Raw genomic sequence first — 23,205 nt, forward strand, 5'->3', positions numbered from 1 at the left:
TTTAGCCAGGACGATCTCATGTGCAGATCGTGATTGCCTTCTTCATCACTCCAACAGCGCGAATGCTTCGCTGACCTGCACCTGCTGTTCGTGGCTTTGGCCATGAGGCGCAGCCGTGTCTGGTCGATGTGCATCTTCTTCCAAACTCATCATGCAAATTCATGCAGCCGCTGCTGCAGGCCTGGCCATGGCCTGCGCGTCTTCGTCTTTCCGTCCTCTGTTCACCACCCGCCGGTCGCTGCGTCCTGTGCTGGGCATGGCGCTGGCTGCAGCAGGCCTGCTGACCCACGGGCTGACGGCGGCACAGGAGAAATCGCTGGAGACCGTGGTGGTGACGGCCTCGGGCTTCGAGCAGGAGATCAAGGATGCGCCGGCCTCGATTTCCGTCATCACCCGCGAAGAGCTGGAAAAAGGCAGCTACAACAATCTGCATGATGCGCTGCGCGATGTGCCCGGCGTGAATCTGGTGCCTTCGGACAACAATTCCAACGACATCAGCCTGCGCGGCATGGGCGTGAACTACACCCTGATCCTGGTGGACGGCAAGCGCACCAATACCCGCGAAACCCAGGCCAACGGCTCCACCGGCACCGACCAGAGCTGGGTGCCGCCGCTGGAGGCGATCGAGCGCATCGAGGTGGTGCGCGGCCCCATGTCCTCGCTCTACGGCTCGGACGCCATGGGGGGCGTGATCAACATCATCACGCGCAAGGTGGCCAAAGAGTGGATGGGCTCCATCCGCACCGAGGCCACGCTGCAGGAGCGCTCTTCCTCGGGCAATATCTACCAGAGCAATTTCTATCTGTCCGGCCCCATACAGACCGATCTGCTGGGCCTGAGCATCTACGGCAACTACAACAAGCGAGGCGAGGACAACATCCTCAACGGCTACAACGACTACGACAACCGCGCGCTCAACGTCAAGCTGGCACTGACGCCCAACAAGGACCACGACATCATTGCCGAGCTGGGCACGGGCAAGCAGCACTACACCTCGACGCCGGGCAAGACACTGGCGGCCACGGCCGCACTCAGCGACCGCAAGTTCGAGCGCGACAACTTCTCGCTGCAGCACAAGGGACGCTGGGGCTGGGCGTCCTCGGACACCTATCTGCAGCAGGAGAAGACGCGCAATCTGTCGCGCGACATGACCATCAAGAACACGGTCTTCAACAGCAGCTGGGTGGCGCCGCTGGGGGCCAGTCATCTGCTGACCACGGGTGTGAGCTACAACGAGCAGGACCTGACGGACACCACCACCAACACCTTGCCCAATGCCAGCCGCACCAGCATCAACCGCAGCCAGTGGGCCGTGTTTGCCGAGGACGAATGGCGTCTGCACCAGGACTTTGCGCTGACCGGCGGCCTGCGCTACGACCATGACAGCCAGGCTGGCGGCCAGGTCAGCCCGCGCCTGTATGGCGTGTGGAATCTGGCCCCGCAGTGGACGGTCAAGGGCGGTGTCTCCACGGGCTTTCGTGCGCCGTCGCTGCGTCAGACCGTGGGTGACTGGGGCCAGAGCAGCCGTGGCGGCAATATCTACGGCAACCCCGATCTGAAGCCCGAAACCTCGCTGACCAAGGAAATCGGCGTGCTCTACGACAGCGGCGCCGGCACCACGGCGGGGCTGACGGTGTTCGACAACGAGTTCGAGGACAAGATAACCCGCGTGGCCTGCCCCAGCTGCGGCCCGCTCAACAGCTCGGGCCGCGTGCCCACCACGAACATCAATGTGGACAACGCCATCACGCGCGGCGTGGAGGCTTCGCTGGGCACCCAGTTGAGCAAGACGCTGCGCCTGAAGACCAACTACACCTTCACCAAGTCCGAGCAAAAGAGCGGCCAGTTTGCCGGCCTGCCGCTGAACCAGCTGCCGCGCCATCTGTTCAATGTCTCGCTGGACTGGAGCCCCACGGCCCAGCTCAACGGCTGGCTCAAGGCTTCCTACCGCGGTGAGGAAAGCGCCCCCACGGGCGGAGCGTCCTCGGGCAGCTTCACCCAGAAGAGCTACACCATGCTGGACCTGGGCGGCTCCTACAAGCTCAGCAAGACCGTCACGCTGTATGCGGGCATCTACAACCTGCTGGACAAGCAGGTCATCTATGACGGCGTCAATTACGACACTGTGCTCGACGGCCGCCGCTACTGGCTGGGCATGAACGTCAAGTTCTGATTATCGCCATCGCAGCCGTTGCCAAGATTCGCGGCAAGGGCTACTGACTTTTCTTCTGTTTTGCTTTTCAAGGTTCTTCATGCAGCAACTGATCAGCCGTCGCGCCGCCACCCTGGCACTGCTGACGACGGCCGGAACCGCCTGGGCGCAAACGCAGGCGGACCAGCCGTCTGCGGCCCAACCCGTCCGTATCCAGGTCGAGCATGCCAGGGGCGTGGCCGAGCTGCCTTTCGCTCCCCGGCGTGTGGTGGTGTACGACCTGGCTTCGCTGGACATCATGCAGGCGCTCAAGCTGCCGGTGACGGGAGTGCCCAAGGTCCATTTTCCCGCCTATCTGGCGGGCTACGCCGATGCCCGCTATCAGGTGGCTGGCTCGCTGTTCGAGCCCGACTACGAGGCGCTGAGCCGCATCCGCCCCGATCTGATCGTGGTGGCCGGCCGCTCGGCCAGCAAGTACGAAGCGCTGAGTCGCATCGCGCCCACGCTGGATCTGAGTACCTCGGGCAAGGATTTGCTGGGCGATATGCAGCGAAATGTGACCGCACTGGCCAGCCTCTGGGGCAAGCAGGCGCAGGGCGAGCAGCTCATGCAGCAGGTGCGCAGCGATGTGCAGGCCACCCGCGCTGCCGCAGCCAAGGCCGCACCGGGCCTGCTGGTGCTGGCCGTCAACAAAAACATGAGCGCCCAGACCCCGGGTTCGCGCTTCGGTCTGCTGCATGACGTGCTGGGCATCAAGCCTGCCTTGCCCACAGATCCGGTCCAGGCGCGCGGCATTGCGCTGAAGATGGACGATATTGCCAGGATAGACCCAGAGTGGCTGTTCGTGATCGACCGCAATGCGGGCACGGGCAGCACCAGGGACAAGGACGGCAAGCCGGTGGTGCCGTCGCGTGAGCTGTTCGACAACGACACCATCAAGAACACCCGTGCAGGCCGCAAGCAGCAGCTGGTGTTCGTCGATCCCCAGCTCTGGTATTTGCTGGGCAGCAGCGGTCCCCAGGCCATGCGGGCCAATGCGCGGCAGATTCGCGCTGCATTCGAGCGCTAGGCTTCGCGGGAGGTGGCAAATTTAATAGCTGCTCTCGCCAATAAACAAAGGGGTTCAATGCATTCATGCACTGAACCCCTTTGTTTTAATACGCAGCAAGCTATCAAAAAATATCAGGCATCGGGCGCGGAAGGCTCGGGCGGCAGCAGCTGTTTGCCAATCAGCTGCCAGGCCTTGGCGGCATCGGTCTGGCCGGCAAACAGGTGGCAGCTGGCGGCCGTCATGGCGATGCGACCGTTCTCTGGCTCCAGGTCGAAGGCCAGCTCGCATTGCGCAGCGGCGTTGGCCCACATGACCAGCGCGTTGCGGTTCTCTTCCTTCTGCAAGGCGTGGGCCTCGGCCATCCAGGCCTGTGCCAGGCGAAAGGCGGCTTCGGGCTCGCTCATATCGGCCTTGTGCGCCAGATAGAACTCCTTGCCGGCGGCCTGCCAGAATGCGCGGGCCTGCTCGAAGTCCTGCGTGGCAATCTTCTGGGCCTGCTGTACCAGCGCGTTGCCGGCCTGCAGATGGGCCTGATAGGTGGATGCGTCTTGATCTTGGGACATGGCGCTTATTGTCCTCATTGCAGGGCCCGGCCGAACCCGCCCACGCGCATCGCCCCTGGACAGGCCCGGGGCATTGCCGGTGCCTGCCGGCGGCTCGCCGCTAGTAGCGGAAGTCCAGCTGATGCGGGCCCTTGCCGATCTCTGCCGCCTGGGTCTGGCTGGCGCCCTCCCTGGTGGTGGCGGTGATCTTGTAGCTGCCGGCGGGCAGCTGGATCAGACAGACCGGGCCGTTAGCCGTGAAGCGGCTGCTGTCCTTGCCGGAGCTGACCTCGACCGCCACATTGGCCAGATAGGCGCCGTCCTTTTGCGCAAACAGCAGCGACAGCGGGTAGTCCTTCATCGCGGCGCGCATGAGTGTGGATTCATCTTCGCCTATGCCGCCGCAGCTGTAGCGCAGCACGCCGGCCTGCTGCATATCGGGAATCCGGCCCTGAGCCAGAGCGGGCAGGCCGATACCGGCACTGGCGGCCAGAACCAGGCAGGCAGCGTTTCTCAAGCAATGCATGGTGTTTCCTTTCAGCGATACACGGCCGGCCATCTTGCGGCCTGAGCGCGCAGCTCCATGTCATCCCTGCTCGGTGCTGCGTGTGGGCCTCATCGGCTTTTACGCCAGGTTGCCGGATGAAACAGGCGCCCGGGCCTGCGCATCCTGTCCCGCAGGCAGGCTCAGCCCGATGGAGGTGACAGAGCGGTCGGAGTGCGCAAACGCCTGTCCGCCATGCATGCGCGCGATCGCGGCCACGATGGACAGGCCCAGGCCGTGGTTGCGATCGGCCTGGCTGCGGGCTGCGTCCGAGCGATAGAAACGGTCAAACAGTCTGGGCAGATGTTCTGCGGCAATGGCCTGGCCCTGGTTCTGCACCGCCAGCCTGACCTGGCCGGCCTGCGGCATGCTGATCTGAATCTCTATGCAGCTGCCCGGCGTGGCATAGCGCGTGGCATTGCCCAGCAGATTGGACAGCGCCCGGCGCAGCAGTCGCGCATCGACCTGGGCCTGTGCATCGCCCTGCACCCGCACCTGCAGATCGGCTTCCTGCAGCGCGGCCTCGTGATACTCCACCACTTCGTGCGCGAGGCTGGCCAGGCTGGCCACCTGAATGCGGTGCGCGCTCTCGCCGCGATCGGCGTGAGAGAGAAAAAGCATGTCCGCCACGATGCCGGCCATGCGCTGCAGATCTTCAAGATTGGAAGCCAGGATATCGCGCAGCTCGTCGGCATCGCGGGGCTTGCGCAGAGCCAGCTCGCAACTGCTGATGAGCGTGGTCAGAGGGGTGTTGAGCTCATGGGCCACATCGGCATTGAAGGCCTCCATCTGCCGGTAGGCCACGGCCAGCCGCTCCAGCAGCGCGTTGAACTGTGCAATCAGCGGACGCAGCTCCTGGGGCTGGTTGCTGTCGTCAAGCCTGGTCTGCCAGTCGTGCGTGAGATCCTTGGCGCCCAGTTGCCGGGTCTGCTCCACCAGCGAATGCAGAGGCGCCAGCCCGCGGCGCACCAGCCAGGCGCTGAATAGCGACACCAGCAGCGCACCGCTGACGGCGGCCAGGCCCAGAATCCAGGCCAGCTGGCGCAGCAGGGCATCGTCGGGGCGGCGGTCCAGCATCAGCAGCACCTGCACGAGCTGCTGTTCCTGCTGGTCCACATGGGCTGGCAGCACGACGCTGAAGCTGCGCCGTGCGCTGTGAACATCGTCCAGGGGCTGGTGCAGTTTCTCGAACAGCAGTGCGCCGCTGGCATAGCTGACGCGGATCGACATATCCTCGTGGCCCGTGAGAAAGTCGGACAACATGTGCTGCATGCTGGACGCGGAGCGGTTGGCACGCGCCTGTTGCAGAAGATGCGTTACCGTGACCTGCTTTTGCTCCAGGCTTTCCTGCTGGCGCTGGGCCAGTGCGAGCCAGCTGCCCCAGTAAACGGCAACGCAGACCAGGCCCAGGCCCAGCATGGTCTGCAGGGCCAGCGAGCGCGACAGCCGGCGGCTCAGGTTCGGGATCTGAGGAGTGCTTGGAGAGACGTGATCAGCGGTCATGAGTGGCTGCTATGCTGGAAGATTCATTGTTTGCGGTTTGCTGGAAAAGGAACGGACCATGAGTCTTGGTAACGCCATCATGAACAACTACGCCTTCTTGCTGGAGATGTACGAGGACAGCTATTTCCCTGAAGAACTGGTTCGCAAGGGCGAGGATATTCTGAGAGAACTCTGCCTGCAGATAGAGCAGCAAAAGCCGCAGAATCTGGAGCAGCTGTATCGATTGGCCCACACTGCGACCGAGCGTTTCAACGATCTGCAGCAGGAGTTCGAAGAGCAGGGCAGCGAGATAGAGACGGCGGCACGTGAATGCATTGCGGCTGACTTCGAGGCCGTAGCCAAGGCTTATGGTTTTGAAGATGCGGATGTGGAGGAACTGATCGCTCTACGCGAATGGTAAGCACCGGCCATCAGGCATCAAGGCGAAGCTCCAGCACATAGCCCATGCCGCGCACCGTGTGCAGCAGGGGCAGCTCGAACGGCGCGTCGAGCTTGAGGCGCAGGCGGCGCACGGCGACCTCGACGACATTGGTTTCGCTGTCGAAGTTCATGTCCCAGACCTGGGAGGCCAGCTCGGTGCGCGACAGCACTTCGCCCTGGCGCCGCAGCAGCAGACTCAGCAGATTGAACTCCTTGGCCGTCAGGTCCAGTCGCTGGCCAGCACGCGTGGCGCGGTGACGCAGCAGATCCAGCTCCAGATCGGCCATGCGCAGCACCGTGGCTTCGGGCGTGGCCTGGGCCTGCAGGCCGCGGCGCAGCAGTGCATGAATGCGGGCCACCAGTTCCGAAAATGCGAAAGGCTTGACCAGGTAGTCATCGGCGCCGGCCTGCAGTCCTTTGACGCGGTCCTCCACCTGGGCGCGGGCCGTGAGCATGAGCACTGGTGTCTGGCGAGACTGGCGCAGAGCCGCCAGCACGGCCAGGCCGTCTATGCCGGGCAGCATGCCGTCCAGAATGATGAGGTCGTAGGGCTGCTCGGTGGCCAGATGCAGGCCGTCAATGCCGTTGTGCGCGGCATCGACCACAAAGCCTTCCTCGCCCAGGCCTTTTTGCAAGTATTCGGCGAGTTTGGTTTCGTCCTCGATGACTAGAAGCTTCATGCGCAGATTGTCGAGCAAGTCGGTCGTTTGCGAAGATGACAAATTTGTCATCTTGAGGTCAGAACCCTGTGGGGGCCGCGAGGCTAGATTTGCTCCGCTTGCACAAGACTGCCAATGGAAGGGCAGGCATGCCGGCGGAGCATCACCATGACATTCATCACCAAGGCGGCCGCTGTGTTGCTGGGCAGCGGTTTGGGCCTTTTCGTGCCTTGTGCCTGGGCGCAACAAGCTGCGCCAACAGCAGCAACAGCAGCCGCCCCCATCAGCCTGCAGGCCGCACTGGCGCTGGCCATGGAGCACAACCCTGGTCTGCGAGCGGCAGCGCAGGCCCTGGCGGCCAGCGAGGGGGCATTGATTCAGAGTCGCGCCAGACCCAATCCCGAGCTGGCCTATTCGCAGGAAGACACGCGCCGCGAAACCAGGTCCATGACTCTGCAATGGAACCAGTCCATAGAGATCGGCGGCAAGCGCGAGGCCCGCATGAAGGCGGCCGGGCATGGTCGCGAACTGGCCAGGGCCGAGCTGGAGGCCGCGCAGGCCGGTCTGCGTGCCGATGTGCGCACGGCTTTTGCCAATGTGCTGGCCGGCCAGCAACGCGTGCAGCTGCACCAGAGGACGCTGGAGATTGCCGGCAGTGCCCGCGATGCCGCGGCCAAGCGCGTGCTGGCAGGCAAGGTGGCTCCCCTGGAGGAAACCAAGGCCCGCGTGGCCGAGAGCAGTGCCGAGCTGGCGCTGGCGCAAGCGCGCTCCGGTCTGCGTGTGGCACGTCAGCAGCTGGCGGCGCTGTGGGGAGCGCAGCCTGCGGCATTTGGCAGTGCGGTGGGGGAGCTGGCGCAACTGCCTGTGCTGCCCGATGAAGGCCTGATGCTGGAAAAGCTGGAGCATTCACCGCAGATGCTGCGCGCGCAGCAGGCCGTTTTTCAAGCCAGGTCCGTCGCCGAGCTCGAGCGTGCCAAGCGCCTGCCTGACCCCAGCGTGAGTCTGGGCATGAAGCGTGCACAGGAAGTGGGACGCAATCAGCTGGTGGTGGGTATCTCGGTGCCGCTGCCGATTCTGGACAGCAACCGCGGCAATCAGCTGCAGGCGCTGCGTCTGGCCGACAAGGCCGAGGACGAGCTGCTGGCCACACGCCAGCAAATGTACGCACAGTTGCAGCAGCAACGCGAGCAACTGCAGTCCAGCCGGGCCCAGGCCGAGCAACTTGCACAGCAGGTCCTGCCGGCAGCCGAGTCCGCTTACGAAGTCGCAGCCAAGGGCTTTGCCCTGGGCAAGTTCAGCTATCTGGAAGTGCTGGATGCCCAGCGCACGCTGGCCGAGGCACGAAGCCTCTATCTGGAGCAGCTGGTGGCAACCCATCAGGCGGCTGCCGACATCACCCGCCAACTGGGCGATGTGCCCGGTCTTGAGTAAGAACAAGCACATATCATGAATTCCACATCCCCTAAGCCCCGCCGCACGGCGATTGCCATCGCCATCATTCTGGCGCTCGGCGCGGCCGCTGCTGCAGCCATTGTCTACGGTACGCAGCCGGCGGCTGTCAGCGCTGAAGGCCACGGTCACGGTGCTGCAGAGAAGAGTCATGCCCATGAAGAAAACAACGGGCATGAGCATGACGAAAAAGAGGGGCATGACCATGGCAGCGAGCCTGGGCATGAACAGGCAGCAAGCGCCGGAAAACCTGCAGCCAAGCCCGAATCCGCTCATGCCGATGATGAGGATGAAGGCCTGCTCAAACTCGATGCCGAGCGCGCCAGGGCTGCGGGCGTGGCGCTGGCCGAGGCCGGCCCGGCGTTGATAGCCAGCATGCTGCAGTTGCCGGGCGAGATTCGCTTCAACGAGGACAGGACGGCTCATGTGGTGCCGCGGGTGGCGGGCGTGGCGGAGAGCGTAGCGGCCAATCTGGGGCAGGTGGTCAAGAAGGGCCAGTTGCTGGCCACCCTGACCAGCCCCGCGGTATCCGAGCAGCGCAGCGAGCTGATGGCCGCGCAAAAGCGTCTCGCACTGGCGCGCACCACCTACCAGCGCGAAAAGCAGCTGTGGCAGGAAAAGATCTCGGCCGAGCAGGACTATCTGCAGGCCCAGCAGGCACTGCGCGAGGCCGAGATCGCATCCGCCAATGCGCAACAGAAGCTGGCTGCAATCGGTGCCGGCTCAGGCACTGCCGGGGCGCTGAACCGCTTCGAGCTGCGCGCGCCCTTCGATGGGGTGGTGGTGGAAAAGCATCTTGCCGTGGGCGAAGCCGTGCAGGACAGCACGGCCGTGTTCACCATCTCCGATCTGCGTTCGGTCTGGGCTGAAATGAAGGTGGCCGCCAGCGACCTGCCCTTTGTGCGCGTGGGCGAAAAGGCCACTGTGCATGCGACGGCCTTTGAATCGAAAGCCACGGGGACGGTGGCCTATGTGGGCGCATTGATAGGGCAGGAAACCCGCACGGCACCGGCACGCATCACCCTGGACAACCCGGATGGCATCTGGCGTCCGGGCCTCTTCGTGAATGTGGATCTGACGGCATCCAGCCAGAAGGCGGCGGTGACGGTGGCCAGTGCGGCCATCCAGAAGATCGACGGCGACAAGCCCGTGGTGTTTGTGCCGGTGGACGGCGGCTTCAAGGCGCAGGCCCTGAAGCTGGGCAAGACCGACGGCCAGAACACCGAAGTGCTGCAGGGCCTGAGTACAGGCCAGCGCTATGTGAAGGACGGCAGCTTCGTCCTGAAGTCCGAGCTTGGCAAGGCAACAGCCGAGCATGTGCACTGATTAGCCACCCCCTGAGGCGCGGCGCGCCTTCCCGTTGCACGGCGCCCCCAAGGGGGACGACACCCTCGCCTGGGTGGCCCCGCCGCGAGGCGGCTCTTGCTCGGTGTCTCTGGTTTGGATTGCGCCAGTGTGACAGGGCAGATGAAGATATTTGGAGTTTGAATGTTTGAGCGCATCATCCGCTTTGCGATTGCCCAGCGCTGGCTGGTCATGCTGGCCACGCTTGCCCTGGTGGGCCTGGGTATCTACAACTACCAGCGTCTGCCCATCGATGCCGTGCCCGACATCACCAATGTGCAGGTGCAGATCAATACCTCGGCTCCAGGCTATTCGCCGCTGGAGACCGAGCAGCGCGTCACCTTCCCCATAGAGACCGTGATGGCCGGCCTGCCGGGGCTGGAGCAGACCCGCTCGCTGTCGCGCTACGGCCTGTCCCAGGTGACGGTGGTATTCAAGGACGGCACGGACATCTACTTTGCACGCCAGTTGGTTAACGAGCGCATGCAGCAGGCGCGCGATGCCCTGCCGGCGGGTGTCGCGCCTGCGCTGGGACCTATCTCCACGGGGCTGGGCGAGATCTATCTGTGGACCGTGGAGGCCGATGAGGGTGCCACCAGACCCGACGGCTCGCCCTATACCCCCATGGATCTGCGCGAGATCCAGGACTGGGTCATCAAGCCCCAGCTGCGCAATGTGGCGGGAGTGACCGAGATCAACTCCATCGGCGGCTTCGCCAAGGAATATCTGGTGGCACCGCAGCCGCAAAAGCTGGCGGCCTATGGTTTCACGCTGGCCGATATCGTCGCGGCGCTGGAGCGCAACAACGCCAATGTGGGCGCCGGCTATATCGAGCGCCAGGGCGAGCAGTATCTGATCCGCGCACCGGGACAGGTGGGGGGCATTGCCGATATTCGCGAAGTCATCGTGGGCTCGGCGCAAGGCCTGCCGATTCGCGTGCGCGATCTGGCCGATGTGGGCCTGGGCCGCGAGCTGCGCACGGGAGCTGCCACGGACAACGGACGCGAAGTGGTACTGGGGACGGTGTTCATGCTGATTGGCGAGAACAGCCGTGCCGTGGCGCAGGCGGTGCATGAGCGCATGCAGGTGATCAACAAAAGCCTGCCGCCCGGCGTGAAGGCCGTGACGGTGTACGACCGCACCAATCTGGTGGACAAGGCCATTGCCACGGTCAAGAAGAACCTGATCGAGGGAGCAGCGCTGGTGGTGGCGATCCTGTTCCTGTTTCTGGGCAATCTGCGGGCAGCGCTGATCACGGCGCTGATCATTCCGCTGTCCATGCTGTTCACCTTCACGGGCATGGTGCAGATGCGCGTCAGCGCCAATCTGATGAGCCTTGGGGCGCTGGACTTCGGCATCATCATTGATGGCGCGGTGGTTATCGTGGAGAACTGCGTGCGCCGTCTGGCCCATGCCCAGGCAGCAGCAGGCCGATCATTGACCCGCAGCGAACGTTTCGAGGAAGTGTTTGCGGCAGCCAGGGAGGCAAGGCGTCCATTGTTGTTCGGTCAGCTCATCATCATGGTGGTCTATCTGCCCATTTTTGCGCTTACCGGTGTGGAAGGAAAGATGTTCCACCCCATGGCGCTGACGGTGGTGATCGCGCTGCTGGGTGCCATGCTGCTGTCCATCACCTTCATCCCTGCCGCGATTGCGCTGTTTATGGGCGACAAGGTGGCCGAGAAGGAAAACCGTTTGATGGAGTGGGCGCGCCGTGCCTATGCGCCGGTGCTGGACAAGGTCATGCATGCACCTGCAGTGGTGCTGACGGCGGCCAGCGTCATCGTTGCCCTGAGCCTGCTGCTGGCCACGCGCATGGGCAGCGAGTTTGCCCCCAATCTCAATGAGGGCGACTTTGCGATTCAGGCGTTGCGCATACCGGGCACCAGCCTTACGCAGTCGGTGCAGATGCAGATGCAGATCGAGAGCGAGCTCAAAAAGCAGTTCCCTGAGATCGAGCGTGTGTTTGCGCGCACCGGCACTGCAGAGATCGCCTCCGACCCCATGCCGCCTAATATTTCGGATGGCTACATCATGCTCAAGCCGCGTGAGCAATGGCCCGATCCGGCGCGCTCGCGTGACGATCTGCTGGCTGCCGTACAAGAGACCGTGGAAAAGATTCCGGGCAGCAACTACGAGTTCTCGCAGCCGATTCAGCTGCGCTTCAACGAGCTGATTTCGGGCGTGCGCAGCGATGTGGCCGTCAAGATCTTCGGCGATGACATGGTCCAGCTGGAAAAGTCCGCGCAGGCCGTAGCCGCCATGCTGCAAAAGATTCCTGGTGCCTCCGAGGTCAAGGTCGAGCAGACCACGGGCCTGCCCATGCTCACGGTGCAGATTGACCGCGAAAAAGCCTCGCGTTACGGCCTGAACATGGGCGATGTGCAAGATGCCATCAGCACGGCATTTGGCGGGCGTGAAGCCGGCACGGTATTCGAGGGGGATCGACGTTTTGCCATCCAGGTTCGCCTGCCCGAGGCCATGCGCAGCGATGTGGACAGCATAGGCCGCCTGCCGATTGCGCTGCCGCGCGGCGGCGACGGGCGTCTGGGCTTTGTGCCGCTGTCATCAGTGGCGACGGTGGAGCTGGCACCGGGGCCCAACCAGGTCAGCCGCGAGGATGGCAAGCGCCGCATCGTGGTCAGCGCCAACGTGCGCGGGCGCGATATCGGCTCCTTCGTGGCACAGGCTCAGCAGGAACTCGAAGGCGTTGCGTTGCCTGCAGGTTACTGGACACGCTGGGGCGGAACCTTCGAGAACCTGGAGTCGGCTCGTCAGCGTCTGATGATCGTGGTGCCCGTGGCGCTGGCGCTGGTGTTCACGCTGTTGTTTGCCATGTTCGGCAACGTGCGCGACGGTCTCATTGTCTTCACCGGCATTCCGTTTGCGTTGACGGGCGGAATTGCAGCGCTGTGGCTGCGCGGCATTCCGCTGTCCATTTCGGCGGCCATCGGCTTTATCGCACTCTGCGGCGTGGCCGTGCTCAACGGCCTGGTCATGATCTCCTATATCCGCAGCTTGCGCGAACAGGGAATGGATCTGGAACAGGCCGTGACCGAAGGGGCGCTCACGCGTCTGCGTCCCGTGTTGATGACGGCCCTGGTGGCATCGCTGGGCTTTGTGCCCATGGCGATTGCCACGGGAACGGGGGCCGAGGTGCAAAGGCCGCTGGCCACGGTGGTGATTGGCGGCATTCTCTCGTCCACGGTGCTGACGCTGTTGGTGCTGCCACTGCTGTACAGACTCGGTTACCAGAAGCACCAATAACCGTGCAAGCGTCAGTGCTCTGAACGGCGTTGCAATGTCTTCTGCACAGGGCCGATGCGAATGCATCGGCCCTTTTTGCATGGCGCTTCGTGCCGAGCAAGGCCCGCGAATTCCGGGCGCTGGCGCGATGCGAGGAAACGGATTGAAACACGGGCGTCATCGGCATGACACGAGCTTTTCCTAGATTCTTGCCGGTCGAAACCTGTCGACATCCAAGTGAAAGACTCCATGCAAAACAAGCGTTTGATCAAGGCGCTGGCGCTCGTCTGCCTGACGGCCGCCACGCTGGCCGCCTGTGGCGGCAGCGATGACAGTCCGCCTGCTCCCACGAACCCGACCAATCCCACGACCCCCACGAACCCCACCGAGCCGGCCAAGCCGGAGATGCGCTGTGCTCCCTGAGCGCGGTGACAGACAAGGCTTCACCATGATTTCGCGACGCAACCTTCTGCAGGCCGGCAAGAACGCCGCCTTTTCCGCTGCCGCACTGGCGGCCTTTCCGCCCAGCATCCGCCGTGCGCTGGCCATTCCGGCTAACAATGTCACGGGCACGGTCATGGACGTGCAGCATGTGGTGATCCTGATGCAGGAAAACCGCTCTTTCGACCAGTACTTCGGCACACTCAAGGGGGTGCGCGGCTTTGGCGACCGGATGACGATTCCCGTGCCCAACGGCCGCAAGGTCTGGCAGCAGGAGCGTGCCAACGGTACGGTCATCACGCCCTACCATCTGGACGGAACGGCCAACAACGCGCAGCGCGTTTCCGGCACCCCTCATTCCTGGCTGGACAGTCAGCAGGCCTGGGACAACGGCCGCATGTCGCGCTGGCCCGTGGCCAAGACGGACACCTCCATGGGCTATTTCAAGGAGCAGGAGCTGCCCTACCAGTTCGCGCTGGCCAATGCCTTCACGATCTGCGATGCCTACCACTGCGCCATGCACACCGGAACCGACGCCAACCGGTCATTCCACATGACAGGCACCAACGGTGCCATACCGCAGAACGTGGCCTTCGTGAATAACGAGTGGGATGCCATCAACGGCGTGCCCAGCGACGCCAACACCGGCTATACATGGAAGACCTATGCCGAGCGGCTGCAGGAAGCCGGGGTGAGCTGGATCAGCTACCAGAACATGCCCGACGAATGGGGCGACAACATGCTGGGGGCGTTCCAGAACTTCCGCAGAGCGAATCTGGCCTCCGGCTTTCCTGTCTCCAGCGGCGGAGCGCCCAATGCGCCGTATACCAACACCGGCCAGGCTTTGCCCTACCACGCCTATGATGCGGCCAGCGACAACGCTGCCAACCCGCTGTACAAAGGCGTGGCCAACACCTTGCCCGGCAACAAGCCCGAGGAATACCTGGACGCCTTCAAGCGCGATATTCGCGAAGGCAAGCTGCCCCAGGTGTCCTGGGTCAATGCACCGTCCATCTATTGCGAACACCCCGGCCCATCCAGCCCGGTGCAGGGCGCCTGGTTTCTGCAGGAGGTGCTGGATGCGCTGACGGCCAATCCCGAGGTCTGGAGCAAGACCGTGCTGCTGGTCAACTTCGACGAGAACGACGGCTACTTCGACCATATGCCTTCGCCCTCGGCGCCATCGCAGAACGCCGACAAGACCTATGCAGGCAAGACCACGCTGCCGGAGGCCGATCTGCAGGCCGAGTACTTCACGCATGGCGCGCCGGTCGGCAGCCGCAGCCAGCCCGCCCCCGATGGCCGTGTCTACGGTCCCGGGCCGCGCGTTCCGCTGTATGTGATCTCGCCCTGGAGTCGTGGCGGCTGGGTCAACTCGCAGGTATTCGACCATACGTCGGTGCTGCGTTTTCTGGAGGCACGTTTTGGCGTGAAGGAACCCAATATCAGCCCGTTCCGTCGTGCGGTATGTGGAGATCTTCTGAGCACCTTCAACTTCAAGACGCCGAACAACGAGACCCTGCCCCTGCTGGCCGGACGATCCACACGTGATGTCGCCGACCAGCTGCGTGCCGATCAGCAAAAGCTGCCCGCCGTGCCGGTGCCGCGCGATATGCAGCTGCCTTTGCAGGCGGTCGGTACGCGTCCCTCGCGGGCCTTGCCCTACGAGCTGCACACCAGTGCGCGCTGTCAGGCCAACAGCCAGGTGGAGCTGGTGTTTGCCAACACCGGTACACAGGCGGCCGTCTTCCATGTCTATGACCGCTACAAGCTGGATCGCACGCCGCGTCGCTATATGGTGGAAGCGGGCAAGACGCTGTCCGATACCTGGGATGCCGTGCGCGACAATTTCGGCAAGTACGATCTCTGGGTGCTGGGTCCCAACGGTTTTCACCGTCACTTCAAGGGCGACCTGAATCGCCTGGGCAGTACACAGGCAGCCCCCGAGGTGCGTGTCTGCTACGACATCGCCAATGGCAATGTCTATGTGGATCTGATGAACAAGGGCGCTCAGGCTGCGGTGTTCACCATCACACCCATGGCCTACCTGAGCGACGGTCCATGGACGGTTAGCGTTGCCGCTGCCGCCAACGCCGAGAGGCATTGGGAGCTGAAGGCCAGCGGCCAGTGGTATGACTTTGCCGTAACCTGCAACAGCGATCCGGCGTACTACCGGCGCTTTGCCGGCCGCGTGGAAACCGGTCAGCACACGATCAGCGACCCGGCCATGGGCGAGGTATAGCGACCATGCTGCGCCTTTGCTGACCTGTCTGGCATGCACCATTGGCCCTAATATGGCGGTCTTGTATGACGATGGATGCCTGCCATGACTTTCCCCGCACTGCGCGACCTTGTTGAAGACCTGCGTCATGCCCGGCCCGCGCTATGGGCCGGGCGCAGCGAGGGGGCTCGGTCCACGCACTCTATAGACGCAGCTCAGGTTCAGCAGGCTGTACAGCGTTTTGAACGTTTTGCACCCTTGCTGGCGCAGCTGTTTCCAGAGTTGCAGGCGTCTGGCGGACGTATTGAGTCGGCGCTGCTGCACGTGCCGCAGATGCAGCAGGCTTTGCAGCTGCCCGAGCAACTGGGTCGGCTCTGGCTCAAGGCCGATCACAGCCTGCCTGTAGCGGGCTCCATCAAGGCACGCGGTGGCGTGCATGAGGTGCTGGAGTATGCGGAGCAGATCGCTTTGCAGCATGGCCTGCTGGCCGATGGCGACTATCTGCAACTGGCCTCCGATGCTGCGCGTGCGGTGTTCGCCAGCTACCAGGTGGCGGTAGGCTCCACGGGCAATCTGGGCCTGTCGATTGGCGTCATGGCTTCGGGCCTTGGCTTCAAGGCAACGGTCCATATGTCTGCCGATGCCAAGGAGTGGAAAAAGCAGCGCCTGCGAGCCCGTGGCGTGCAGGTGGTGGAGCATGCCGGCGACTATGCCCAGGCCGTGGCCGCAGGCCGCGCGCTGGCCGACCAGGATACGCACTGTCACTTTGTGGATGACGAGCATTCGCTTTCGCTGCTGCTTGGCTATGCGGCGGCGGCTCCGCACCTGGTCGCGCAACTTGCAGAGAACGGGATTGCCGTGGATGAGACGCATCCTTTGTTTGTCTATATTCCCTGCGGCGTTGGAGGGGCGCCCGGCGGCGTGGCGCTGGGTCTGCAGCAGGCATTCGGGCCGCATGTGCATTGTTTTTTTGCCGAGCCCGTGCAGTCGCCCTGCTTCATGGTGGAGATGCTCGCCGGTGCTGCAGCGCTGCCTGGTCTGGAAGCCCATCCTTCGGTCTATGAGCTGGGCCTGAACAACCAGACCGAGGCCGATGGCCTGGCAGTGCCGCGTGCATCGGAGCTGGCTGCCGACGTGGTGCGTGGTTTTCTCGGCGGAGTTTTCACGGTGGAGGACGAAACCCTGTTTTGCCATCTGTGCCTGTTGAAGGATAGAGAGGGGCTGCAGATCGAGCCATCGGCCGCAGCGGGCTTTAGCGGTCCGCGCGCCCTTTTGGAGAGTGTTGCGGGTCAGGATTATCTGCAGCGCCAGAAGCTGCTGCCGCACATGGCAAACGCCACACATATTGTCTGGACCACGGGCGGCCTGTTTGTCCCCGACGAGGAGTACGCGAGGTTTCTGGCACGTGGACGCGATCTGCTGAACTGAGCACCTTACCTGGTTACCTGGGTCTTGGCGCCGTGCCCGCTTCACTCATCAGCATCAGCAGGCTGCGGTTGAAGTCCTCCACTACCAGCAGGCGGCCCGCATGATCGAGGCCCATGCCCGTCGGGCGCCCGCCGGGGCGCAGACCGGGCCTGGCGTCCCAGTTGCTCAGCCATTGAATGGGTTTGCCAGAGGGCCGGCCCTTGTCGTCGCGCGCAAAGCCCACTAGGCGTTGACCGTCTGCGCGTTGGCCGTGCCAGGCCACCAGCAATTGCCCGCCAAACGCGCTGCCCATAGGCGTGGCCAGCATTTGCAGCGGAGCCACGTGGGCGGGCCAAAGCATATGCGGTGCCTCGGTCTTGCTGCAGTCAAAGCGCTTTTCATAACCCTGTGCGTTCTGGCGTGCGCCTATGCAGTAAGGCCAACCGTAGTCGGCACCCGCGCGCAGCAGGTTGAGCTCCTCCGGCGGTTGCCTGGGGTCGCGGTAGTCGATATTGTTTTCGCCTTGCCAGACGGTGCCTGCCGCAGGGCCGTCGGGCATCACGGCCAGCGCCATGGAGTTGCGCAGGCCGCTGGCAAAGGGTTTGAATTCCTTGACGGGCTGCTTGCCGGCCTGCAGCACCATGCGCCAGACGGCAGCGCGCGGCATGGCCGCGCTGCGCTCGGGGCAGGGCACGGCTTGCTTCTGGTCTTCACCCCGGCAGGCATCGGTGGCCGATCCCATATTGACGTAGAGGCTGCCGTCCGGCGCAAACGCCAGCTCCTTGAGCAGGTGCGCACCGTCGGCCGGCAGGCCGCTGGCCAGCAACTCGGGCTGAGGTGTCTGTCCGAGTGAAGGCACTGCAGCGCGCCATATCTTGTCGGCCTCGCCGATATAGATTTTTCCGTCCGGACCGCGCGCCATGCCCGAAGGGTAGTTGAGCTTGCTCAGCAACACTCTGGCTTCGACGGCCCTGGCCGTGGTGTTGGCATTGGCGGGAGTCGCCGCATCTGGCGGCAGGCGCAGCTCGATCAGCTGGCCCACCTGGGGCATCCAGTTGCCCATGTCCAGCACCCAGATACGGCCCGGCTCAATCTCCAATACGCGGCGCGGAAAGCGCAGACCATGGGCATCGTCGGCTATCAGCCCTACGCAGGTGCCCGAGGGACTGGTGATGGCCAGGCGTGGATAGATACCGCATTTGCCGGTGGAGGCATAGCCGCGTGCATGCGCACCTGGGCTGGCAACCATGAGCAGCAGCGCAGACAGTCTCAGAATCAACCTGTATTTGCGCTGCATGGTTCTCCAGGAGGTTAAAAGCGCGGCAGATCGGGGTGGGCAATCTGTCCGCCGCGCACCAGCATCTTGCCGTACTCGGCGCAGCGGTTGAGCGTGGGAATCACCTTGCCGGGGTTGAGCAGCGATTGCGGATCAAACGCCGCCTTGAGCGCGAACATCTGGGCGTTCTCGGTCGTTGTGAACTGGGTGCACATGCTGTTGAGCTTTTCCACGCCCACACCATGCTCGCCCGTCACCGTGCCGCCCATGGCCACGCTGGTTTCCAGAATGTCGGCTCCGAACAGCTCGCAGCGGTGCAGTTCGTCGGGGTTGTTGGCATCGAACAGTATCAAGGGGTGCAGATTGCCGTCTCCTGCATGGAACACGTTGGCGCAGCGCAACTGGTATTTCTTCTCCATCTCCTGAATCGCCAGCAGGATGTCGGCCAGACGCTTGCGCGGAATGGTGGAGTCCATGCACATGTAATCGGGGCTGATACGACCGCTTGCGGGGAAGGCGTTCTTGCGCCCGCTCCAGAAGCGCAGACGCTCTTCCTCGCCTTCGCTGACGGTGATGGCCGTGGCGCCGGCGTGGCGCAGAACTTCGCTCATGCGGGCGATCTCTTCCTCGACCTCCTCGGGCGTGCCGTCACTCTCGCACAGCAAGATGGCTTGCGCCGTGAGGTCGTAGCCGGCACGCACAAAGTCCTCCACGGCGGCCGTCATGGGCTTGTCCATCATTTCCAGTCCGGCGGGAATGATGCCGGCCGCGATCACCGCAGCCACTGCGTCGCCCGCTTTGCGCACATCGTCGAAGCTGGCCATGATGCAGCGCGCCAGCTGGGGCTTGGGCACGAGTTTGACCGTGACCTCGGTCACCACGGCCAGCATGCCTTCGCTGCCTATCATGACGGCCAGCAGGTCCAGGCCGGGGGTGTCGAGCGCATCCGAGCCGAACTCGACGGGCTCGCCTTCGATGCTGAAGCCTTTGACCTTGAGCACGTTGTGCACCGTGAGCCCGTACTTGAGGCAGTGCACGCCGCCCGAGTTCTCGGCCACATTGCCGCCGATGGTGCAGGCGATCTGGCTGCTGGGGTCGGGCGCATAGTACAGACCGTAGGGGGCAGCGGCTTCGCTGATGGCGAGGTTGCGCACACCGCACTGCACCAGGGCTGTACGGCTGTAGGCATCGACCTTGAGGATTTTGTTGAATTTGGCCAGCGACAGCGTCACGCCCATGGGGTGAGGCATGGCGCCACCCGAAAGCCCGGTGCCCGCACCACGTGCAATGACGGGCGCTCCTATGGCGTGGCAGGCCTGGAGCACAGCCTGCACCTGAGCATAAGTCTCGGGCAGGCAGACCAGCAGAGGGCGCTGGCGGTAGGCCGTCAGTCCGTCGCACTCATAGGGCGTGGTGTCTTCGCTCTGATAGAGCAGGGCATGCGCCGGCACATGGGGGCGCAGTGCCTCCACCACCTCGGCCTGGCGCCGAGCACGCTCGGACTGCTCGGGCGGGTGGTGTGCGGCGTTGGCCGCTGCGCTGGAGGTGGCGACGAGATCGGTAAAAGTGCTGGCGAACGTCATGCCTGCAAATGTAGGGGATGCGCCCGCGCATTGGTGTGAGCTTTATTGCAAAGCTGCTTGAAATGCTTTGCGACGATGATGATATTTGCTCTTGAAACAATAGCTATTGACGATTGATGAATAAGACTTGGAGTTGATTTATTCCCTGAAATGACCGCTCGCATCAATCATGGTCAGCCCCACATAGCTGGAGCCGCTGCGCGGCGGTGTGAAGCGCAGATGCATGGCGCCGTAGCGAATCTCGCCCATGGCGTCGAGGGCGGCCAGCAAGCCCGCCCGATTGCTTGTGGGCGCAGCTTTACGCAGCGCATCCAGCAAGGTTCGGGTGTTGAGAAAGACTTCCAGGCCCAGATAGGAGGCCGGCGGCATGCCGCCGTGGTCGAGGAGCTGCTGGTAGTCCTTGATGGCCGGAACCGCGCCCTTCCAGGGGCTGGGTACCAGGGTGGTGAAGGCAATGCCGCGTGTATAAGGGCCCAGCCCTTGCACCACCGCACGGTTGGCCTGGGCGGCCAGGTTGTAGAAAGGCACCGTGACATGAGCCTGTCTGGCCATGGTGATCAGACCTATGGTGGCAGGGGCGCCCGCCAGCACGATGACGCCTTGGAGATCGGGCAGGGCGGCCAGCTGTCTGGCCAGGTCCGGGGTGTTGCTGCCCGAAGCCTCCACGGCCAGAGTTGCCGCGGCCTTGAGATCATTGGCTGCAAAGGCGTTCAGGGCGATCTGCAGGCTGTTTTTGCCGAAGCCGTCGTTCTGGTGAACGATGGCGATCCGTCGCAGACCTATGGTCTGCATCTGCTGCAGCATGGCCGCGACTTCTGCCTGGGTGCTGGCGCGCAGCGGATAGATGAAACGGCCCGGCTGCTGGCGCATGCTGCCGGCTCCGGCAATCACGCCCACCAGGGCCGTCTGGCCTTGCTGTACCTCGGGTTGCATGGCTGTGCAACTGACCGTTCCCCAGCAGTTGAGCAGGGCCAGGGCTCCTTCCTGGATCAGTTGGCGTGCATTGCCGGCGGCGCGCTGCGGCTCGTAGCCATCGTCCAGCACCTTGAGTGTCAAAGCTTTGCCGCCCAGGCCTCCCTGCTTGTTGAATGCCTCCACCTGCGCCTGCATGATGCTCATCCCTTCCTTGCCGGCTTCGGCCTGCGAGCCTGACAGTGGCAAGCTGGCGCCTATGGTGAGCTTGTTCTCCTGCGCATGCAGGGTCAGGCTGGCGGTGATGCCGGCGGCCAGTAGCCAGGCGCAGCGCGATGGGGTTTGCATGGGTCTCCTCCTCGTTGTTGTGAGCCCATGGTGGGAGGACTGCAACAAGGGTGGGAGAGGGCAACTGTGGCCATGTCGGCTGGGGGCGACGTTATGGTGTTTTGACCCGCTTATGAGGTACGGACTTGATCTGCATCGCCCCATGGCCTTGCGTCGTCATCTGCTCTCCAGTATCCACAGGCGCTTGCTGGCGCGGGTCATGGCGACGTAGAGCATGTTGCGCTGTGGGTCGCTCGCATTGGGCGAGAAGTGCCTGGAATTGACAAAGGGCACGGCCACATACTCGTATTCATGGCCTTTGCTGCGTTCTACCGTGAGCAGTTGCAAGCTGGGCTTTTCATGGCGCTGATGCTGCGCGATGCTCGACTGGACCATGAGGCTGAGGCGGCCCAGGAATTCATCGACGGAAAGCCCGGCGCAGATGCGCGACAGCGCTTGCAGGCTGGCCAGGCACTGGCGCAGTTCGTCCTGGCTGATGGGGGCCTGGGCGAAGAACTGTCGCAACAGAGGGTGCAGAAGCAACTGCCCCGCATCGGCGCACTGGTCTGCGGGCAAGGCCAGCAACCGGGCACAGGGGGAGTCTGGTGCGATGTAGGCGGCGAGGAAGCGGCGCATGGCGGCTTGCTGTCCCATGAGTTCGGCGGCAATGCGCAGCGTGTCGGACTCCGGCGGGGCGTCGCCCAGTGCAGTCATGTCGAACAGGCCGTTGGCCAGCAGATCCCGGTCGGGCGGGCTGGCATGGCGCACATAGCGCATCAGACCTTCGGCAGCGCTGCTCAGAATGCCTTGCGAGAGCAGCGCACCGCCGCTGCAGCCCTGCATGGCCCACAGCATGGCCAGCACCAGGGCGATTTCGCGGCGCTGGTAGAAGCGCTGCATGCCTTTGCAGGCATAGTGCACGCCCTCGTGGGCGAACAGCCATTCAAGCAGTACCGAATCTTCGGGTGAATGCAGGATGACTCGCAGCACGGCTGGCGGGTCCTGCGGTTTGCGGGGCAGACGGGCCACGGTGGCATGAATATCCAGCAATTGCCGGGCGCAGTCCTCGTCATCGCCATGGCGATGTTCGAACCAGGCCGAGGCGTTGCGGTAATGGGCGTCGAACTCCACGCCGAAGCGCTGGTTCAGTTCCTGGCAGATGAGGGGGCCGAAGCGATAGGTCGTGTTGAGCGTGGCCTGGCCGGTGCCCGCGGGCAGCTCCTGCAGGATGCGCTGGGCGCTGTCGCCAAAGATGGAGGAGGCGCCCGGCAGTATGTGCTGGTTGAAGTCGCCGACACCGATGAAGCGTCCGTTGCCGCGCGCCAGATGGCGCAGCACCAGCAGCGCGGCTTCGTCAAGGTCCTGCAGTTCGTCGAACAGTACGGCTTCGAAGCGACCCTGCAGCAGCGGGAAGCCGGCGTCGAAGTCCAGTGCTGCCAGCTGGCAGGCGAGCGCGTAGGTGCAGTCGCCGGGTGCATAGAACAGCGGCTCCTGGGTGGGGCCTGCGCGTAGCCGCTCATAGCTGCGCAGCAGCCGGTACAGGCCGTAGTCCAGAGCGTTGTCGCGGCAATATGCCAGCGCGCTGAGGCCGCTGTCGTCGATGTCGAGTTCCAGCATGCACTGCTTGGCCAGGGCCTCGAAAGCGAGGAAGGCGCTGATGTCCAGAGGCCGTGCGAAGTAGTCCGCCAGCTCGGGTATGTCGAGCTCGGCATGCCGTTCGGCCTCTTGCGACAGCGCTTCATGCGCCTGCTGGATGAGCAGGTTCTTTTCCAGGCTGGAGGAGAGCATGGGGACAGGGTCGCCCTGCTCTTCGAGTAGGCGGGCGCAAAAATGCTCCAGAGTGAGCAGATGCAGGCCTTCGAGTCGCACGGCGGAGATCCGGTCCAGGCGAGCCTGAATGGCCTTGATGCCGGCCTCCGAGTAGGCCAGCATCAGCACGTTGCGCGCGCCCTGGGTGCAGATCAGGTCGGTGGCCTTGATGGCCAGCGTAGTCGTCTTGCCCGTGCCGGCCAGGGCGCGGATGAGCAGCGAGGACGCTTCGCTGTTGAGGGCCTGGTTCTGGTCAAGGCCGGGGTACAGCCTGGGCTGCAGGTTCATGCAGTGGGTGCTCCATCTTCGTTATCCATCG

General features: G+C 63.7%; 17 protein-coding genes. 9 read left to right on the plus strand and 8 right to left on the minus strand.

Translation table 11 applies throughout. The annotated features are described in order from the left end of the window. The first annotated feature begins 151 nt into the window (after positions 1-151). Positions 152-2,173, plus strand: a complete 2,022-nt coding sequence (locus tag EIC84_RS09100; protein WP_003068506.1) for a ligand-gated channel protein — start codon at positions 152-154, stop codon at positions 2,171-2,173. 79 nt (positions 2,174-2,252) lie between these two features. After that, positions 2,253-3,221 carry a siderophore ABC transporter substrate-binding protein gene (locus EIC84_RS09105; RefSeq protein ID WP_003068508.1) on the plus strand — a complete coding sequence of 323 codons (969 nt, stop codon included), beginning with the start codon at positions 2,253-2,255 and terminating at the stop codon, positions 3,219-3,221. A gap of 113 nt (positions 3,222-3,334) precedes the next feature. Here the strand turns inward: EIC84_RS09105 and EIC84_RS09110 are convergent, their stop codons facing one another. The 3 genes from EIC84_RS09110 to EIC84_RS09120 form a co-directional block, all read right to left on the minus strand. Beyond that, positions 3,335-3,766 (minus strand): hypothetical protein, encoded by a 432-nt coding sequence (locus tag EIC84_RS09110; protein ID WP_003068510.1) that lies wholly within the window; start codon positions 3,764-3,766, stop codon positions 3,335-3,337. Between the two features lie 100 nt (positions 3,767-3,866). Then, positions 3,867-4,271 (minus strand): hypothetical protein, encoded by a 405-nt coding sequence (locus EIC84_RS09115; RefSeq protein ID WP_046461706.1) that lies wholly within the window; start codon positions 4,269-4,271, stop codon positions 3,867-3,869. Positions 4,272-4,370: 99 nt separating this feature from the next. Beyond that, positions 4,371-5,792: a heavy metal sensor histidine kinase gene (locus EIC84_RS09120; protein WP_003068514.1), complete on the minus strand. Its 1,422-nt coding sequence runs from the start codon at positions 5,790-5,792 to the stop codon at positions 4,371-4,373. A 58-nt stretch (positions 5,793-5,850) separates the two neighbouring features. On the opposite strand from EIC84_RS09120, the gene EIC84_RS09125 reads away from it, so the two are divergent. Then, complete coding sequence (locus EIC84_RS09125) at positions 5,851-6,192, plus strand: DUF5713 family protein (RefSeq protein ID WP_003068517.1); 342 nt, start codon at positions 5,851-5,853, stop codon at positions 6,190-6,192. Between the two features lie 10 nt (positions 6,193-6,202). Here the strand turns inward: EIC84_RS09125 and EIC84_RS09130 are convergent, their stop codons facing one another. After that, positions 6,203-6,892 carry a heavy metal response regulator transcription factor gene (locus EIC84_RS09130; RefSeq protein WP_003068520.1) on the minus strand — a complete coding sequence of 230 codons (690 nt, stop codon included), beginning with the start codon at positions 6,890-6,892 and terminating at the stop codon, positions 6,203-6,205. 147 nt (positions 6,893-7,039) lie between these two features. Here EIC84_RS09130 and EIC84_RS09135 point away from each other — a divergent pair, with 147 nt between their 5' ends. From EIC84_RS09135 to EIC84_RS09155, 6 genes are all read left to right on the plus strand, one after another. Then, on the plus strand, positions 7,040-8,302 hold the full coding sequence (locus EIC84_RS09135; RefSeq protein WP_034362858.1) for a TolC family protein: 1,263 nt from the start codon (positions 7,040-7,042) through the stop codon (positions 8,300-8,302). 15 nt (positions 8,303-8,317) lie between these two features. Then, positions 8,318-9,646, plus strand: a complete 1,329-nt coding sequence (locus EIC84_RS09140; RefSeq protein WP_003068530.1) for an efflux RND transporter periplasmic adaptor subunit — start codon at positions 8,318-8,320, stop codon at positions 9,644-9,646. A 162-nt stretch (positions 9,647-9,808) separates the two neighbouring features. Then, positions 9,809-12,931, plus strand: coding sequence for an efflux RND transporter permease subunit (locus EIC84_RS09145; protein WP_003068535.1), 3,123 nt, complete (start codon positions 9,809-9,811; stop codon positions 12,929-12,931). 228 nt (positions 12,932-13,159) lie between these two features. Next, a complete protein-coding gene (locus tag EIC84_RS25955; protein WP_003068537.1) occupies positions 13,160-13,333 on the plus strand; it encodes a hypothetical protein in 174 nt (57 codons plus the stop codon). Positions 13,334-13,358: 25 nt separating this feature from the next. After that, the gene (locus EIC84_RS09150; protein ID WP_192810461.1) at positions 13,359-15,593 is read left to right on the plus strand and encodes a phosphocholine-specific phospholipase C; all 2,235 of its coding nucleotides are present in this window, start codon (positions 13,359-13,361) and stop codon (positions 15,591-15,593) included. A 75-nt stretch (positions 15,594-15,668) separates the two neighbouring features. Next, positions 15,669-17,000, plus strand: a complete 1,332-nt coding sequence (locus EIC84_RS09155) for a D-serine ammonia-lyase (protein WP_080554225.1) — start codon at positions 15,669-15,671, stop codon at positions 16,998-17,000. Between the two features lie 13 nt (positions 17,001-17,013). Here the strand turns inward: EIC84_RS09155 and EIC84_RS09160 are convergent, their stop codons facing one another. From EIC84_RS09160 to EIC84_RS09175, 4 genes are all read right to left on the minus strand, one after another. Next, complete coding sequence (locus EIC84_RS09160; RefSeq protein ID WP_003068547.1) at positions 17,014-18,276, minus strand: sorbosone dehydrogenase family protein; 1,263 nt, start codon at positions 18,274-18,276, stop codon at positions 17,014-17,016. Between the two features lie 14 nt (positions 18,277-18,290). Continuing rightward, complete coding sequence (locus EIC84_RS09165) at positions 18,291-19,838, minus strand: FAD-linked oxidase C-terminal domain-containing protein (protein WP_003068550.1); 1,548 nt, start codon at positions 19,836-19,838, stop codon at positions 18,291-18,293. A gap of 138 nt (positions 19,839-19,976) precedes the next feature. Further along, positions 19,977-21,098 carry an ABC transporter substrate-binding protein gene (locus EIC84_RS09170; protein ID WP_003068552.1) on the minus strand — a complete coding sequence of 374 codons (1,122 nt, stop codon included), beginning with the start codon at positions 21,096-21,098 and terminating at the stop codon, positions 19,977-19,979. 156 nt (positions 21,099-21,254) lie between these two features. After that, the gene (locus EIC84_RS09175) at positions 21,255-23,174 is read right to left on the minus strand and encodes a UvrD-helicase domain-containing protein (protein WP_003068554.1); all 1,920 of its coding nucleotides are present in this window, start codon (positions 23,172-23,174) and stop codon (positions 21,255-21,257) included. Positions 23,175-23,205 lie beyond the last annotated feature (31 nt).

Source organism: Comamonas sp. A23 (genome assembly GCF_004522605.1).
GTDB lineage: Bacteria > Pseudomonadota > Gammaproteobacteria > Burkholderiales > Burkholderiaceae_C > Comamonas > Comamonas thiooxydans.

What these genes read in the sequence shown, in the direction of transcription:
- EIC84_RS09110 (WP_003068510.1), bottom strand. Translation starts at nt 3,766, where the DNA reads ATGTCCCAAGATCAAGACGCATCCACCTATCAGGCCCATCTGCAGGCC.
- EIC84_RS25955 (WP_003068537.1), top strand. Translation starts at nt 13,160, where the DNA reads ATGCAAAACAAGCGTTTGATCAAGGCGCTGGCGCTCGTCTGCCTGACG.
- EIC84_RS09175 (WP_003068554.1), bottom strand. Translation starts at nt 23,174, where the DNA reads ATGAACCTGCAGCCCAGGCTGTACCCCGGCCTTGACCAGAACCAGGCC.
- EIC84_RS09105 (WP_003068508.1), top strand. Translation starts at nt 2,253, where the DNA reads ATGCAGCAACTGATCAGCCGTCGCGCCGCCACCCTGGCACTGCTGACG.
- EIC84_RS09120 (WP_003068514.1), bottom strand. Translation starts at nt 5,792, where the DNA reads ATGACCGCTGATCACGTCTCTCCAAGCACTCCTCAGATCCCGAACCTG.
- EIC84_RS09145 (WP_003068535.1), top strand. Translation starts at nt 9,809, where the DNA reads ATGTTTGAGCGCATCATCCGCTTTGCGATTGCCCAGCGCTGGCTGGTC.
- EIC84_RS09150 (WP_192810461.1), top strand. Translation starts at nt 13,359, where the DNA reads ATGATTTCGCGACGCAACCTTCTGCAGGCCGGCAAGAACGCCGCCTTT.
- EIC84_RS09130 (WP_003068520.1), bottom strand. Translation starts at nt 6,892, where the DNA reads ATGAAGCTTCTAGTCATCGAGGACGAAACCAAACTCGCCGAATACTTG.
- EIC84_RS09100 (WP_003068506.1), top strand. Translation starts at nt 152, where the DNA reads ATGCAAATTCATGCAGCCGCTGCTGCAGGCCTGGCCATGGCCTGCGCG.
- EIC84_RS09135 (WP_034362858.1), top strand. Translation starts at nt 7,040, where the DNA reads ATGACATTCATCACCAAGGCGGCCGCTGTGTTGCTGGGCAGCGGTTTG.
- EIC84_RS09125 (WP_003068517.1), top strand. Translation starts at nt 5,851, where the DNA reads ATGAGTCTTGGTAACGCCATCATGAACAACTACGCCTTCTTGCTGGAG.
- EIC84_RS09155 (WP_080554225.1), top strand. Translation starts at nt 15,669, where the DNA reads ATGCCTGCCATGACTTTCCCCGCACTGCGCGACCTTGTTGAAGACCTG.
- EIC84_RS09160 (WP_003068547.1), bottom strand. Translation starts at nt 18,276, where the DNA reads ATGCAGCGCAAATACAGGTTGATTCTGAGACTGTCTGCGCTGCTGCTC.
- EIC84_RS09140 (WP_003068530.1), top strand. Translation starts at nt 8,318, where the DNA reads ATGAATTCCACATCCCCTAAGCCCCGCCGCACGGCGATTGCCATCGCC.
- EIC84_RS09115 (WP_046461706.1), bottom strand. Translation starts at nt 4,271, where the DNA reads ATGCATTGCTTGAGAAACGCTGCCTGCCTGGTTCTGGCCGCCAGTGCC.
- EIC84_RS09165 (WP_003068550.1), bottom strand. Translation starts at nt 19,838, where the DNA reads ATGACGTTCGCCAGCACTTTTACCGATCTCGTCGCCACCTCCAGCGCA.
- EIC84_RS09170 (WP_003068552.1), bottom strand. Translation starts at nt 21,098, where the DNA reads ATGCAAACCCCATCGCGCTGCGCCTGGCTACTGGCCGCCGGCATCACC.